This window comes from Lentibacillus salicampi (assembly GCF_004565465.1).
Taxonomy (GTDB): Bacteria; Bacillota; Bacilli; order Bacillales; family Amphibacillaceae; genus Lentibacillus; species Lentibacillus salicampi.
Genome location: NZ_SRHY01000005.1, coordinates 131,435 through 145,132, shown reverse-complemented (window position 1 = coordinate 145,132; position 13,698 = coordinate 131,435). Strand labels below are relative to the sequence as shown.

Annotated in this window: 14 protein-coding genes; 6 read left to right on the top strand and 8 right to left on the bottom strand. The window is 43.2% G+C overall.

Going from position 1 to position 13,698, the window contains the following annotated elements; translation table 11 throughout:
• The first annotated feature begins 36 nt into the window (after positions 1–36).
• Both E4U82_RS06595 and prpE read left to right on the top strand, forming a co-directional pair.
• Complete coding sequence (locus tag E4U82_RS06595) at positions 37–1,209, top strand: FtsW/RodA/SpoVE family cell cycle protein (RefSeq protein ID WP_135109337.1); 1,173 nt, start codon at positions 37–39, stop codon at positions 1,207–1,209.
• Positions 1,209–1,955 (top strand): bis(5'-nucleosyl)-tetraphosphatase PrpE, encoded by a 747-nt coding sequence (gene prpE / locus E4U82_RS06590; protein ID WP_135109335.1) that lies wholly within the window; start codon positions 1,209–1,211, stop codon positions 1,953–1,955. The genes E4U82_RS06595 and prpE overlap by 1 nt, the downstream gene beginning before the upstream one ends.
• A 21-nt stretch (positions 1,956–1,976) precedes the next feature.
• Here prpE and E4U82_RS06585 read toward each other — a convergent pair whose 3' ends face one another.
• From E4U82_RS06585 to yjbM, 3 genes are read right to left on the bottom strand one after another with little or no spacing between them, the layout of a single operon-like run.
• Positions 1,977–2,852, bottom strand: a complete 876-nt coding sequence (locus E4U82_RS06585; protein WP_135109334.1) for an RluA family pseudouridine synthase — start codon at positions 2,850–2,852, stop codon at positions 1,977–1,979.
• 21 nt (positions 2,853–2,873) lie between these two features.
• Complete coding sequence (locus E4U82_RS06580) at positions 2,874–3,683, bottom strand: NAD kinase (protein WP_135109332.1); 810 nt, start codon at positions 3,681–3,683, stop codon at positions 2,874–2,876.
• A 13-nt stretch (positions 3,684–3,696) separates the two neighbouring features.
• Complete coding sequence (gene yjbM / locus E4U82_RS06575; protein WP_135109330.1) at positions 3,697–4,302, bottom strand: GTP diphosphokinase; 606 nt, start codon at positions 4,300–4,302, stop codon at positions 3,697–3,699.
• A 152-nt stretch (positions 4,303–4,454) separates the two neighbouring features.
• On the opposite strand from yjbM, the gene E4U82_RS06570 reads away from it, so the two are divergent.
• The 4 genes from E4U82_RS06570 to E4U82_RS06555 all read left to right on the top strand — a co-directional run bounded on the left by E4U82_RS06570 (position 4,455) and on the right by E4U82_RS06555 (position 7,240).
• Positions 4,455–5,051 (top strand): CYTH domain-containing protein, encoded by a 597-nt coding sequence (locus E4U82_RS06570; protein WP_135109328.1) that lies wholly within the window; start codon positions 4,455–4,457, stop codon positions 5,049–5,051.
• 56 nt (positions 5,052–5,107) lie between these two features.
• Positions 5,108–5,491: a globin domain-containing protein gene (locus E4U82_RS06565; RefSeq protein WP_135109326.1), complete on the top strand. Its 384-nt coding sequence runs from the start codon at positions 5,108–5,110 to the stop codon at positions 5,489–5,491.
• 267 nt (positions 5,492–5,758) lie between these two features.
• The gene (locus E4U82_RS06560; protein WP_135109325.1) at positions 5,759–6,655 is read left to right on the top strand and encodes a ClpXP adapter SpxH family protein; all 897 of its coding nucleotides are present in this window, start codon (positions 5,759–5,761) and stop codon (positions 6,653–6,655) included.
• A 402-nt stretch (positions 6,656–7,057) separates the two neighbouring features.
• The gene (locus E4U82_RS06555; protein ID WP_135109323.1) at positions 7,058–7,240 is read left to right on the top strand and encodes a hypothetical protein; all 183 of its coding nucleotides are present in this window, start codon (positions 7,058–7,060) and stop codon (positions 7,238–7,240) included.
• A 519-nt stretch (positions 7,241–7,759) separates the two neighbouring features.
• Here E4U82_RS06555 and pepF read toward each other — a convergent pair.
• The 5 genes from pepF to E4U82_RS06530 form a co-directional block, all read right to left on the bottom strand.
• Positions 7,760–9,571: an oligoendopeptidase F gene (gene pepF / locus E4U82_RS06550; RefSeq protein WP_135109321.1), complete on the bottom strand. Its 1,812-nt coding sequence runs from the start codon at positions 9,569–9,571 to the stop codon at positions 7,760–7,762.
• Positions 9,572–9,658: 87 nt separating this feature from the next.
• Complete coding sequence (locus E4U82_RS06545) at positions 9,659–10,849, bottom strand: competence protein CoiA (RefSeq protein ID WP_167751344.1); 1,191 nt, start codon at positions 10,847–10,849, stop codon at positions 9,659–9,661.
• A 159-nt stretch (positions 10,850–11,008) separates the two neighbouring features.
• Complete coding sequence (gene mecA / locus E4U82_RS06540; RefSeq protein WP_135109317.1) at positions 11,009–11,704, bottom strand: adaptor protein MecA; 696 nt, start codon at positions 11,702–11,704, stop codon at positions 11,009–11,011.
• A 591-nt stretch (positions 11,705–12,295) separates the two neighbouring features.
• Entirely contained in the window at positions 12,296–12,691 is a 396-nt protein-coding gene (gene spxA, locus E4U82_RS06535) for a transcriptional regulator SpxA (protein WP_135109315.1), read from the bottom strand.
• 295 nt (positions 12,692–12,986) lie between these two features.
• The gene (locus E4U82_RS06530) at positions 12,987–13,574 is read right to left on the bottom strand and encodes a GNAT family N-acetyltransferase (protein WP_135109313.1); all 588 of its coding nucleotides are present in this window, start codon (positions 13,572–13,574) and stop codon (positions 12,987–12,989) included.
• Between the last annotated feature and the right edge of the window lie 124 nt (positions 13,575–13,698).

Genomic DNA, 13,698 nt, shown 5'->3' with positions numbered 1-13,698 from the left:
AAGCAACACGAATTCTACGGAAAGTCAGGTTAAATCATGCAGAACCGAATCAATATAGATTATACAATATTATCCATACTTATACTTCTGGGGCTGTCCAGCATTTTTACACTTTATACGCTTGAACCGACGCTTTCAGCAAGCGATGGATCAGGTTACTGGCTGAAGCAGGGCATGTGGTATATAGCAGGCGGACTCGTCATCGTTGCCGTCATGACCATTGATTATGATCGTTTTCATCAGATCACATGGATCTTATATGGCCTCGGCCTCTTATCACTTTTCATGCTTTTTGTCGGGTTTCCACCTGGTATTGTAACGGAAATAAACGGTGCCGTGAGCTGGTTTCAATTTCCGGGTATGTCAATCCAGCCTGGAGAATTTATCAAGGTTATCCTGGTCATGACGCTTGCCCATGTTATCGTTCGGCACAATAGCAAATACGTGGAAAAAACCTTTAAGAGTGACCTCGGATTGCTTGTGAAAATCATTGCCCTGTCCTTGCCGCCCATGTTTTTCCTGGTCAAGCAGCCGGACCTCGGCGGGTTTTTGGTACTTGCCGCGATTGCAGGCAGCATGATTCTGGTATCGGGGATAAGATGGCGGATCCTATTTTTCCTTCTCTTCGTCAGTTTGGCTGCAGTATCACTTGTCACTGCTATATGGTATTTCTTTCCTGATTCTGTCGCAGCGTTTCTTGACAAATCCGGACTTGATCATGTGGCAGGCCGGTTCATCGGTTGGCTGAACCCGCAGGAAACAAATGGCGGTTACGGCTATCAGTTGATTACAGCCATGATGGCAATCGGCTCAGGCCAATTATTTGGTAAAGGCAACATACAAGTGTCCGTACCGGAGCAGCATACCGATATGATCTTCACGGCCGTTGCCGAGCAGTTCGGATTTATCGGTTCCAGTATTGTCGTCACACTGCTGTTTTTATTGATTTACCGGCTGATTTACATCGCCATTCAAAGCAATGATGACTATGGCAGCTACCTTGTCACGGGCATGGTCGGCATGTTTGCCTATCAGATTTTCCAGAATATCGGCATGTCCATCCAGCTCTTGCCCATCACCGGGCTTCCCCTGCCGTTCATAAGCTACGGCGGCAGCTCAACACTGACATATATGCTGGCCATCGCAATTGTGCTGAATGTTCATTCCAGAACGAAAGAATACATGTTTGAGACAAGGTGGAAAAATTAATGCGATATGATGTCATCGGTGATGTACATGGGTGCATGGATGAATTGCGCACACTCTTTTTGACATTGGGATACGAGCAAAGACAGCAGATTTTTGTGCACCCCGACAACAGAATTCCTGTTTTCCTCGGCGATATTACTGATCGGGGACCAAATTCGGCCGGGATGATCAAACTTGTCCATGAAATGGTCGTGAATCATCAGAAAGCATATTATGTGCCAGGCAACCATTGCAATAAGCTGTATCGTTATTTTCTGGGGAACAAAGTCCAGGTGAAGCACGGGCTGGAGACGACTGTCGACGAATACCAGAAACTCCCCCGAACCGAACAGCACTCGGTCAGAGAACAATTCATGGAACTTTACGAACAGGCCCCACTGTATCTGGAACTGCCTGACGTGAATGCGATTGTCGCTCATGCCGGGATCAAGGAAAAGGATATTGGCCGGTATAATAAAAAAGTCCAGTCATTTGTCCTGTACGGTGATGTTACCGGAACCTATGATAACGATGGCAAGCCCATCAGGCGTGACTGGGCTCAGCATTATACAGGTGACCGCTGGATTATTTATGGGCATACCCCTGTCATGAAGCCGCGCAAGGTTCATCAAACCGTTAATATTGATACGGGGTGTGTATTCGGAAATGCGCTGACGGCCTTTCGTCTGCCTGAGAAAAAAACCGTCTCAGTCCCGTCAGAACAGCCATTTGTGGCGGAAAAATTTCGCTATTTTGACGAAACCTGATTTCACAATGTCTGTTGTCCATCACCAGACCATTCGCTTCATGTCATTTGGCGTGTCAACGGAAAAATCCATCCGTTTACGTGTGATGGGATGTTCCAATGACAAATGATGACAATGGAGCGCCTGCCGGTCGATATAACCCGTCCCGCCGCCGTACAGGTCATCACCGGCTAGAGGATGGCCGATATGTGAAAAATGAACACGGATCTGGTGTGTCCGGCCGGTTTCCAGCTGGACATGGATAAGCGAATGATTCGTGAATTCCTTTAAAACGGTGTAATGTGTGACGGCGTGTTTGCCTGCCTCCGTAACCGTCCGTTCAATAATGGAACCATCTTTGCGGCCGATTGGTTTATTGATGGTTCCTGTTTTTTGCTGCAGATGTCCTTCGATCACCGCATGATAGGCACGGGCAATCGTTCTGTCTTTTTGTGCTCTTGCTAAGATCGAATGACTCAAGCGGTGTTTGGCAATCAACATCGCACCGGAAGTGTTCCGGTCAAGCCTGGTTACCGGATGAAACGTATACGGAAGCCCCTGCTGCTCATAATGCGCCAATACACCGCCTGCAATTGTCCCGGATGTGTGAACATATGATGGGATGACTGCCCGTCCCGATGGTTTATTAATAACCAGGATGGCATCATCTTCATACAAGATATCCAGTGGCATTTTTTCGGGAATCATCATGGCTCCTTTTTCCTCTTCAGGAAAGGTGACAGCAACCACATCGCCCGGTTCCAGTCGATACTTGACCGTCTGACTGACGCCGTTCACCTGGATTTCACCGCCGCCATGTATGATGTGCTTCATCAGCCGTTTTGAAAATCGATGTTCCTGCTGTAAGTAGTTTCTTATCGTGAATCCTTCCTGCTGTTGGTTGATTGTCCATTTCATGCTGCAGCACATCCTGTCATATTAAGCATCGGCTTCATCGGTAACAAAGGAATCACGGACACGATCCCAGAATGGAAATGGTCTGAATCGGGCAAATCGTATGCGTTCTTTGGCAACCCGGCACTGGATGGATTTGACACCGGCGTAATTGTTCGTGAAATGATCAATCGCTATTAGGAAGGTTTTTTTGCCGCCAAGTGGTTTCAGCATGCATGTATGGTGCTTGGGCAAAATCAGCGGTGATCCAATTGTCCGGAAAACCCGGTTGTTGATTGAAGCTATTTCAGTCAGCTGAATCGACTCAAGCGACGGATGGATAATGCCCCCGCCCAGTGATTTATTATAAGCTGTGCTTCCGGATGGCGTCGCAATGCACAATCCATCCCCGCGAAACGTTTCAAAATGGGAACCTTTTATTTCCACATCAAACACAACAGATCCTTCAGCTGTTTTAATCGTCGCTTCATTCAATGCGAGAAACCGGCTTTCCTCCCCACCGTCATAATCGCGAATCGTCACTTCAAGAAGCGGGTATTCGACAACCTGGAAAGGTGTTTTAGCGATTTCGATAATCAGTTTTTCCACTTCTTCCGGTGTCCAGTCGGCATAAAAGCCCAAATGGCCTGTATGTACCCCGATGAATGATGTTGAATCAAGGCAGTGGATATATTGATGAAAAGCCTCCAGAAAAGTCCCGTCACCGCCAACGGTGATGACCAGATCAGGGTTTGTTTCATCATAATCCAGATTAAAATCCGTTAAATATTGTTTCATAGTTGCCTGTATTTTTTTGGATCGTTCATCACCTTTTGCCACTATCGCAAACTTCACAGTCAGATCCTCCTTATTTTCGGTGAAATAGTCGTTTTGCTTCCTGTACTTCATTTTTAATGATGGACATTTCCTCGTCAAGCTTAAAAGCTGCTTCAGCCGCACGCTGCAATCTCGATTGAATATTTTCCGGGATTTTCCCCTTATATTTGTAGTTTAGAGAGTGTTCATTTGTCGCCCAGAAATTCATCGCCAGTGTACGAATTTGGATTTCGGCAATCACCATTTTAACACCATGAATCGTTTCGACGGGATACCGGATAATAATATGGAAGGAGCGGTACCCACTTTTTTTCTTGTGCGACACATAATCCTTTTCATCGATAATGTGCAAATCCTCCCGTGATCGAATCATGTTAACAATCGCATAGATATCATCGACGAATGGGCAAACTACTCGGACACCTGCTATATCCTGCAATTCTTCAATTTTATCAAGCGGAATGTGTCTTACTTCGGCTTTTTCCAAAATACTCGGGACCGGTTTTACCCGACCGGTTATAAATTCAATCGGTGAATGTTTGGATTCATATTCATATTGTTTACGGATTCCTTTTAATTTTACTTTTAATTCCTCCACTGCCTGAGCATACGGGGCGAGTAATGCTTCCCAATTCATTCGTTACACCACCTGTCGAGTCATCTATTTCCTTCACACATCATAACATATTCAACGGGTATTCTTTGCATAATTGGGCATCATTCGCCATAATGAAGTTTACCATCATACTCCAGCAGCAACTGATGCTACACAAATATGGGGGGATCCAAGTGACACAGGAAATTGAAATGGAGTATAAAAATTTGCTGACTGAAGCAGAGTTTAAACGCTTGTTAGACGGTCTGCCATTTCCTGAAAAGGCACAGCGACAAGTCAACCATTACTTTGAAACGGCTGATTTTGCGTTAAAGGAATCGGGGGCTGCTCTCAGAATCAGAGAGAAGGACGACACCTTTACATCTACACTGAAAGAACCGCATCCGAAGGGCCTGTTGGAAACGCACGATACACTGACACAGCAGGAAGCATACAGCTGGATGAATGGCACTGTGACGCTTAAACAAAACATCGCAAAACGCATGACTGACAAACATATCTCCGCAGACAATCTGACCTATTACGGCAGACTGACAACTGAACGCCGAGAACTAAACTACAATGACGTTCTTCTTGTTCTGGACTACAGCGCTTATCACGGCTATGACGATTATGAGCTGGAGATTGAAGCACAATCCGAAGCAGCCGGCGTCAAAACAATGGATCAAATAATGCATCATTTTAATATAAATAAGCGGCATACACCTAATAAAATCCAGCGTTTTTTCGGTACAAGCCCCGCGAACATGCGGCCCCATGAATCAGATTAGTTGCTCTTACATTTTGACGTTGCTAAAATATATACAAATAAATGAGGAGCACACGTATGAAACAACCCGGAACGATCTATGAAGCAATTGGCGGATTTGATACGATTGACACCTTGGTAACGGCATTTTATACACATGTTGGAAATCATCCAAAACTGATCCCGATTTTTCCGGATGATTTAACGGAAACAGCCCGAAAACAGCGGCTTTTTTTGACACAATTTTTCGGAGGGCCGAAGTGGTATACCGAAGACCGCGGTCAGCCCATGATGCGCCGGCGTCATTTGCCATTTGAAATCACACCGGAGCGTCGGGATGCATGGTTAGCATGTATGGATGCAGCTCTTAACGAAACAAAAATCGAGGAACCCTATCATACAGCTATATTTGAAAAACTGACTATGACTGCACACCATATGATGAACACACCATACAAATAAAGTGAAACTTCATTGAGTGGGGTGGTTTTTCCTACTGAATGTTAGTTGAACAGAATCGGACCTTTACGGGCAAGTTGAACCCCACTTATCTTTTTGATTTCCACCTCAAAACCTTGGAGTGGGGGTCTTACTGCCCGTTAAGACAGGATAAATACACAATGTTTTAGAAAAAAGATTGTCAAACAGTTAATTGGCAAGCGGCAGCACATCTGTTGCTGCCCGGGCGTCCGCCTGACTTTCTGACATCCTTTGGAAAGGAGAATCGATGTGAGTTGGAAACAGCCGGGGCTATCAAGCTCAAATAACGCAAACACATCGTCAACATATAGCTACGTCGATTTTGTTCAAAAACCGGTTGAAATATACGTTTTTATCGATCCATTGTGTCCGGAATCCTGGTCACTGGAGCCCTATTTAAAGAAGTTGTCCATTGAATATGGACGTTTTTTCACATTACAACCGATCCTCAGCGGTCAGTTGAATGCATTAAATAAAGATATCTTTGATAAACCAAAACGCCTGAAACAAATATGGGAAAAAACCGCTTCCCGCACCGGCATGTCCTGTGATGGCGACTTATGGACAGAGAATGACATCACGGCGCCATGGATAGCGTCACTTGCCGTGAAAGCGGCTGAACTGCAAGGAAAAAAAGCGGGTAAAATCTTTTTACGAAGAATTCAGGAAGGTGCGTTTCTCGGGAAACAAAACATATCCGACGTATCTATCCTGCTGAAATATGCGCAGGAGGCCAATCTGGATCTTGAAGAGTTTAAAAATGACTTGTATTCACAATCAGCCAAAAAAGCTTTCCAATCCGATCTGAAGTTAACAAGGGAGATGGAAGTGGACTACATTCCGACGATTGTATTTTTTAATCAAAGAACCGACGAACAAGGCATCAAAATATCCGGCCTCTATCCCTATGACATTTATGTACAGATATTGAAACAGATTCTGCAGAAAAACCCTGTCCCGTCCAGCAAACCTCCGCTTGATCACTTTGTTCAATATTATCATGTTGTCGGCAGCAAAGAAGTATCGGTCGTTTACGATTGGTCTGCGGCAAAAACGGATCGGGAAATGAAAAAATTGCAGCTGCGCCAGTCAGTTAAAAAAATCCCTGTAAAATACGGCGCATTCTGGGAATATATTGACACTTGAAGCTCAAAGTTCAACTACACAACTTTGGGCTTTTTTGTGGGGCAAAAAATTGGGACAAAGGGTCAGACCCCTTGTCCCACAAAAAAACAGGATGTACGGGGCAGCGTACATCCTGTTATTCTCCGTCTCTGTATTAAACAAAGGGGGATGGGAGAAAGTTTCATGATCAAAAACAAAGGGGTTTTGTTTGTGATTTATCTCACATTGTTAATGTTATCAGTGACGGCTTTATTTATCAATTAACATGTTCACTTTTTCACAGAAATGTCACAGTTCTATTTCACAGGTTTGTCACATACCTTTTAAGAGGATATTAGATGTGAGGGGCTCGGTAAGATTGGCCTACGTCTGAATAGGAATACCTGTCAAAGACAAAACTCTTTCGCTTGAGGAGTGGATATTATGCGTAGCTTCCTGCCGTTTATATTTCTCGTGATGACGGTTGTTGCTGTGTTCTTGAATTTACTCGGACTGATGAAGCTGATACCACTGTATATTACACTGCCAATGCTCTTTATTTCCATTTATTTAACTATTTTCACGTTTACCCACCGCAACGTTTATCGTGGCAGGATACACGGATAAAGATGCGCGGGCGTGTTATATGTACTCTTACACGTTTTTTTGCGATTTCTTCATTTACAAGCAGAAGGCTGTCACTACAAAGCGGCGACAGCCTTTTCTTTGCTTACTATTTTCTAAAAGGTTGTTACTTTTAGCACAAAAACCATAAACTGCGACGTAAGTGCTGGAGTGGTTCCAATTTCACCCTACCGTCCGGGATCACTCCGGGCGGATGCGCACCTTAGGGCAACGCTTCAGCTTCCTCGGAAGCAAAAACCGCTTCCTGTGGGAGCAGAGGCCTAGATGAGACCCCTTAGTGCTTAGCTCGAGGAGGCTCATCAGCCGCCCACGGAAAGCGACGAGCAAAACATCCGCCGAGTTAGCTGCGAGTTGCGAGGAGTGCTGCTTCCCGCAATCACTTGCAACACGACGAGCACCAAGTGTATTTCCGCAGCGGCAGTTTAACACTCATGGAACATTACGTCGCAGTTTATCTCAATTGTCACAAAGCAACAAAATTTACGAAAAGAGCCTCTTCGTTTATTTCAACAACAATTCTTCCATTTCATTCAATTTTTCCTCAAACACATCAAGCGCCGCTAAAATCGGTGCTTTGGACGTCATGTCAACGCCGGCTTTTTTTAAGACCTCAATCGGGTAATCACTGCTGCCGGCTTTAAGAAAATCAAGGTAGCGATCAACTGCCCCCTCTTCCCCATTCAGGATATTATGAGCAAGTGCCGTAGCGGCAGAATAACCCGTTGCGTACTGGTAGACATAGTAATTCATATAAAAATGTGGAATACGTGCCCATTCCTTACCGATTTCTTCATCCGAAACGACATCTTCACCATAATATTTCTGGTTAAGGTTATAGTAAATCTCTGTTAATGATTCCGCCGTCATGGCTTCACCATCCTGCATGCGTTTATGAATAGCATGTTCGAATTCAGCAAACATGGTCTGACGGAAGAGCGTCCCCCGAAATCCTTCCAGGAAGTGGTTCAGCAGGTATAGCTTTTGTTTTTCATCTTCAACATGGTTTAACAAATAGTCATTTAACAGTGCTTCATTGGTTGTTGACGCCACTTCAGCCACAAAAATCGAATAGTTGCCGTAACGAAATGGCTGGGATTTATGTGTGTAATAGCTGTGTAAGGAATGTCCGAGTTCATGCGCCAAGGTGAACAGGTCATTCAGTTTATCCTGCCAGTTCAGCAGAATATATGGATGTGTCCCATATGCCCCAGATGAATAGGCGCCGCTCCGCTTCCCTTTATTCTCTTCAACGTCAATCCAGCGGCTCTCGAAGCCTTTTTTCAGGACGCTGACATAGTCTTCACCAAGTGGTGCCAGGCCATCCATCACGTATTGCTGGGCCTCTTCATATGAAAAGCTCATATCCGCATCCTTGACAAGTGGTGTATAGATATCATACATATGCAGCTCGTCAAGGCCAAGTACTTTTTTGCGCAAGCGGGCGTACCGATGTAGAAGCGGCAGTCTTTCATTCACGGCCTCTACCAAATTATCGTACACCTGCTCTGGAATGTTATTACTGTCCAGTGCAGCCTGACGTGCAGAATCATAGTTCCGGACTTTGGCATTGAAATTGTCCGTTTTGACTGTGCCGGTCAGAGTTGAGGCGAACGTATTAATGAATTCACCATATGTGTCATACATCGCTTTAAAAGCCGATTGACGGACATCACGGTCTTTTGATTCCAAAAATCCAATATAGCGCCCGTGGGTCAGATCGACCTCTTCTCCATCCTCGTTTTGAATTGATGGGAATGTCAGATCCGCATTATTCAGCATGCTGAATGTATTGGACGCGCTTGACATTGGATCAGACGCCTCTGCCAGTAGTGCTTCTTCTTTTTCGTTTAACACATGCGGACGAGACCTGTTAATTTCGTCCAGGATATGCTCATACAGTTTCAGCTCTTCGTTTTCATTCAAAAACCCGCGCAATTTTTCCTCGTCCATTTCCAATATCTCCGGCACAACATAACTCATCGTGCTCGAAGCCATGGTTAAAACGTTTTCCGCTTTGGAATTCATCGCCTGATACGTCGAATTGGTTGTATCCTGATCATAACGCATGTGGGCGTATGTAAACAGCTTGCCAAGCCGCTCCGACAATTCATCCTGAAGCTTGAGCACATCATACAGATTTTGTGCCGATTCAGCAATTTTCCCTTGGAATTTTTCAATCGACGGCAGATCTTGTTTCAATGATTCCAATTCTTTCTCCCAATCGTCATCAGTTGCAAAAATATCTTCCAGTTTCCATTTGTGTTCTTCCGGTATTTCACTTCTTTTTGGCAGTTCTTTTGCAGCCTTTGCCATATTCCTCATCCTCCTTATCATTCCGGTTACCTATTTATTCTATTTGGTTGTCTAAAAATCCTGCCTGTTCATTAGTATAACGAATCATTAGTGAAACATGCCCATATTTTGCTTCAACATTAATTGATCCATCAATTGGCTATCTCCATCTATTGCGGCTTCGATATGCTCATAGAACATAAATGGTTTTTGTTTAATAAAATGGCCGGACGGGGTTTCTTTGATGATCTGAAGCTTCTGCAGCAATTGAAGATACTGATAAACAGGGTTGTCAGTAGACTTCATAAGCGGAAATAACGATGAGTGCCGAAGATGCTGGCGCAACACACGCATACAGCGCTGAAGGCTGAACGTCTCCCCTGACGCTAGTGGATAAATGATTTCAAGACATATTCGGCTTTGCCAGTCCCATGGCTGTGTGATCATCCTGAACTGTGCTGAAACGGGAAGATAAACAATCGACGGAAGGGATTGACGATGAATGGCATTGACATATAGCCATTGATTCCACGCCAATTCCCGGCCATATACACGTCTGGAAGGGCGGATGCGGAACGAACGTTTTTCCTGCTTCCAAACTTGAAAAAGTTGCTGGGGGGAAAAGAAAGACGTTTTAAACAAATCAGTGAATCTCATATCATTTAATTTTCGAATAGTCATTTTCCCTATTGCCCGCTGCAATGCTGTAAAATAAAAATCCTGGAATGAACTAAACCGGAGTGTATCGGGACAGAAGAAATATAGTGTAAGTGGAAAATCTGCAGAAAACTGGTGAATAAAATGAAGCTGAAACTGATCAATTCGGATTTCGTTCCGTTCGCGGCGATTAAACCGATTGGCACCCAGAATCCAGATGGGAACAATCCCTTCACGGTGATAGCCCTCATTGCGTTTAATCACGTCTGTGGGGGGAATTCTGGCACATTGATATTCAACCGCAACCGTCTTATTTTTCAGTTTGACCAGAATATCGGGCCGCTGATTGATTGCCGGTAAGTAGGCCTCCAACTGGACATCAAGCTGCTGCCATCTGAGCCACTGATAAAGCAACAGTTTACCTTTTTCGTGATAGCCCCCCTCGCCGCCTTCCTGTGCCGGACAACTACTTTTCGAACTGTGGGCAAAATGTGGCGTTATTTTAGCACCTGCTTTAACAATGACCGGTTCCTGACACGCCGGACAAAAAAATTGCGTCTTTTCCTTCACGGATGAAATCTCCTTTTTTGTAAAGGACGCCAGTGTCACGATGGTTCCATATTCAGTTTTCGCTTGCAACATAAAAAAAACACCTCCAATCAAACTATTCGACAGAGGTGAACAAAATCCTGCAAAAAAAAGCGAATTTTTTCGGAAATACATGCATTTAGTCTTGTAAGGCCAGCCGACATTGAATGTGGAGCTAATCAGCCCTTATTTGGGGCAAAAAAAGAACACTCTTTATTCAGAGCGTCCAATCGTTGCCGGAAAATGGGAGCGAATTTGTCCAAATGTGTCATGGTCAAAAATCTGTTCACCATATTCCTGAAGGAAATGAATGGTTACCTCCGTGTCCATAGCAAATTCGAATATTTGACTGAGCAGATCTTCCTGTCTGTCATCGTCTTCCTCAGGAAATACAATATACAAATAATAATCATCTTTATAATGATAAAGCATATTGTCCAATTCCTCATCATTTCCTGCGAAGTAATGACTCAATTGAATGACGTCCTCAAAGTCGCTGAAACGGACGATCAGTGAAAGACTGCCATCTCCCTCATCTTTCACAGCGGCTTTACTCGGTTTTTCTTTGCCGAATTTATCATCAAGCACATCTTCTATTTTTTCATTCACTGAGATGTCGATTGTTTTTCCGTTCTCATCCGGTAGTTCGAGATTCTCACCGTCTTTGGAAACTTGTGCTTTTGTTACGACAATTTCCAGGCCTTTATCCATTGCCTGTACTTGAATCCATAATGGGCCATCAACATTAAAGTCCTCTTTATAGTTCAATTCTTCCATCATTTGCCAGAATAGCTGTTCGCCCCGCTCACGATTATACCAGATCTCTTCACGCTGGAACCCGCGATCTTCAATATCAACATACGTAATATAGAACTTCACCGTATTCTCATTAATCCGTTCTATTTCCATCCATCTTCTCTCCCTTCGTTTAAAGAATCATGACTTTTAGGGTCAAATCCAAATGGTGGAAGAGTCAAATTCGTATTTATTATGATTCATATTCCCATTTCAAACACCTTTATAACCAATCATTAATCCTTTATATTCATTGTATGATACTTGCATCCTGATTGAAAATTTATATGCCTATATACAGATGATTAATTTCATATTTTAACCGATTTTAATCATCTTGTCACTAGCTGAACAAAAATTAATTTGCCTGTTATAGAGAAATCAGTTCGTATAACATGAGGGTGATTTTTAAAGAAAAAACGCAGACCTGATTTTGAAGGATCTGCGTTTTTAATTTTTTTATAAAGGTTGTTCAAAAGCTCGGTAAAAATGACACGTTAATAGGGGTTCTTCTGCTAAAACGCCCGCGTCAATCACCAACTACAAACTCACTACAACGCGCGAAGCCCTCGTTCAGGCATTGGATGCCTTGAACTTTGACGCGTTGGACATGTTAGTGCAGGCGTTAGCGAATGACACCAAGAGCACTTAGCCTGCCGGTCCTTTTTATCCTCCTTTTTGAACAAACACGTATATATACTGAAATCAGTTAACCATCCGTTGCGCTTCACGCAGCTGGAAAGTACGTACCGTTCGCGGCAAGAACCTGCGAATTTCATCTTCATTATAGCCTACCTGCAGCCGTTTTTCATCAAGAATAATCGGACGGCGCAGCAACCCGGGATTTTGTTGAATCATCTTGAATAAGTCTTTCATTGGCAATTGGTCAATATTGACGTCCAACTTTTGAAAAACCTTCGAGCGGGTTGATATAATCTCATCGGTACCATCTTCCGTCATACGCAATATTTCCTTGATCTCATCAAGTGTCAATGGCTCAGAAAATATGTTGCGCTCATTAAATGGTATATCCTGCTCTTCCAGCCATGCCTTTGCTTTTCTGCACGAAGTACAACTTGGTGAGGTATAAAGTGTTACCATGTAACTTCACTCCTCAATCTAGAATAGATAAACATTTTATGAACATGCAATAGCTTATTATTAAATTAAAATAAGTTTAAATAACTTATATGTACATTATACTATAGTTGTCAATCAAAAGGTAGGGATTTTCCAAAAAAGTTGGCAAAAATTATATCTGTTCACAAAATGTACTTATTTATTTGTAAGTTACCCTAATACGTTTTTAATTAAACCTGCTAATTGAAAAAATCACCCCTGCCAAACCCGGAATCTGCAGATATTCGGCCAGGGATTCTGTCCATTACATGCAGGATTATGCTTTCTCTGTCACGTTTTCAAAGATGTCGTTTGAATCGCGCTCTTCATCATAACTCAGCACTTCATCAACAGGTTGATAGGATTTTCCATATATTTCTTCATCCTTGTACGTATGAATCGTTTCGTACATTTTCTTCATTTTTTCATAGATCATTTCTTCCAGATCGTCATTTGGAGACCAATATAATACTTCCATCGGTGTCTCTTCATTTGTAGCGAGGGAGCGGCGGTTATAGTCAATGTACTGCGCATGGTTGAAACCTTCACGCTTATAGAAGTGAAGCCGTTTACCAGTGTCCGTATCATCATAATCAACGGGTTCCACTTCAAGAATGATCGGCTTATTCCGTTCTTTAAGTTTTTCAATCAGTTTATGCCCGATGCCCTGCCCCCTTGATTGTCCAGAAACCCAAACATAATCGATAAAGATAAATGTGTCGAATTCTGCGTACATCATGACATGGTAAGGGCCTTCATCCTTATGATAAACATCGCCTTTTTCCTTCAGAAGCTTATCCATATGCTCCTTGGATTTCATTTCTTCAATAGGAAAATATTTGTTCAGTTTTTCATACCAATTCATAAATCTGCTCCTTCATTTAGTATCCTTTACATTATAACGGTATCATATGCCTTTGTGAAATTGGCTCAGACGTCATTTGTCTGCATTTTTACGGGTTATAATCATTGTGAACTTATTATAATAA

Excerpts from the sequence above, each read along its gene's own strand:
- E4U82_RS06595 (WP_135109337.1), top strand. The coding sequence starts at position 37 with ATGCAGAACCGAATCAATATAGATTATACAATATTATCCATACTTATA.
- prpE (WP_135109335.1), top strand. The coding sequence starts at position 1,209 with ATGCGATATGATGTCATCGGTGATGTACATGGGTGCATGGATGAATTG.
- E4U82_RS06585 (WP_135109334.1), bottom strand. The coding sequence starts at position 2,852 with ATGAAATGGACAATCAACCAACAGCAGGAAGGATTCACGATAAGAAAC.
- yjbM (WP_135109330.1), bottom strand. The coding sequence starts at position 4,302 with ATGAATTGGGAAGCATTACTCGCCCCGTATGCTCAGGCAGTGGAGGAA.
- E4U82_RS06565 (WP_135109326.1), top strand. The coding sequence starts at position 5,108 with ATGAAACAACCCGGAACGATCTATGAAGCAATTGGCGGATTTGATACG.
- E4U82_RS06555 (WP_135109323.1), top strand. The coding sequence starts at position 7,058 with ATGCGTAGCTTCCTGCCGTTTATATTTCTCGTGATGACGGTTGTTGCT.
- pepF (WP_135109321.1), bottom strand. The coding sequence starts at position 9,571 with ATGGCAAAGGCTGCAAAAGAACTGCCAAAAAGAAGTGAAATACCGGAA.
- E4U82_RS06545 (WP_167751344.1), bottom strand. The coding sequence starts at position 10,849 with ATGTTGCAAGCGAAAACTGAATATGGAACCATCGTGACACTGGCGTCC.
- mecA (WP_135109317.1), bottom strand. The coding sequence starts at position 11,704 with ATGGAAATAGAACGGATTAATGAGAATACGGTGAAGTTCTATATTACG.
- spxA (WP_135109315.1), bottom strand. The coding sequence starts at position 12,691 with ATGGTAACACTTTATACCTCACCAAGTTGTACTTCGTGCAGAAAAGCA.
- E4U82_RS06530 (WP_135109313.1), bottom strand. The coding sequence starts at position 13,574 with ATGAATTGGTATGAAAAACTGAACAAATATTTTCCTATTGAAGAAATG.